Origin of the sequence: Psychromonas arctica (genome assembly GCF_036697365.1) — a bacterium.
Classification (GTDB): domain Bacteria; phylum Pseudomonadota; class Gammaproteobacteria; order Enterobacterales; family Psychromonadaceae; genus Psychromonas; species Psychromonas arctica_A.
Genome location: NZ_JBAHZA010000049.1, coordinates 1 through 1,121, shown reverse-complemented (window position 1 = coordinate 1,121; position 1,121 = coordinate 1). Strand labels below are relative to the sequence as shown.

Sequence of the window (1,121 nt, the reverse complement as noted above, 5' to 3'; positions counted from 1 at the left end):
GTGACTTACACTCCAGATGCAGACTTCAATGGTGAAGACGAATTTACGTACACCAATGAAGATGGCAATACAGAAACGGTCACAGTGACGGTTGATCCGATTGCTGATGACACAGTATTAGTAGCTGATTCAGCAACGACTGATGAAGATACGCCAGTGGTTATCGATGTCGTCGCAAATGATACGGATGCCGATGGCGTCACATCTCCTGTTGCATCAGTGACAGACGGCACGAACGGGACCGTTGTGATTAACGCTGACGGGACCGTGACTTACACTCCAGATGCAGACTTCAATGGTGAAGACGAATTTACTTACACTAATGCAGATGGCAATACAGAAACGGTGACAGTGACGGTTGATCCGATTGCTGATGACACAGTATTAGTAGCAGACAGCGCAACGACTGACGAAGACACGCCAGTGGTTATCGATGTCGTCGCAAATGATACGGATGCCGATGGTGAAGTTTCACCTGTTGCGTCAGTGACAGACGGCACGAACGGAACCGTGGCGATTAACGCTGACGGCACCGTGACTTACACGCCAAACGCAGACTTTAATGGTGAAGACGAATTTACGTACACTAATGAAGATGGCAATACAGAAACCGTGACAGTGACGGTTGATCCAGTGGCCGATGACACAGTATTAGTAGCAGACAGCGCAACAACTGATGAAGATACGCCAGTGGTTATCGATGTCATTGCAAATGACAGCGATGCAGATGGTGAAGTTTCACCGGTTGCGTCAGTCACCGATGGTACTAACGGGACAGTAGCTATTAACGCTGACGGTACCGTGACCTACACACCAGATGCAGACTTCAATGGTGAAGACGAATTTACGTACACTAATGAAGATGGCAATACAGAAACCGTGACAGTGACGGTTGATCCGATTGCTGATGACACAGTATTAGTAGCAGACAGCGCAACGACTGATGAAGATACCCCAGTAGTTATCGATGTCGTCGCAAATGATACGGATGCCGATGGTGAAGTTTCACCTGTTGCATCAGTGACAGACGGCACGAACGGGACAGTAGCGATTAACGCTGACGGCACCGTGACTTACACACCAAACGCAGACTTTAATGGTGAAGACGAATTTACGTACAC

The 1,121-nt window shown here is 48.2% G+C and carries 1 protein-coding gene; it reads left to right on the top strand.

Annotation, left to right across the window (positions count from 1 at the left end; all coding sequences use genetic code 11):
- Nucleotides 1-1,121 (top strand): Ig-like domain-containing protein (locus V5290_RS17255; protein ID WP_333388732.1); only part of this gene is annotated, 1,121 nt, incomplete at both ends.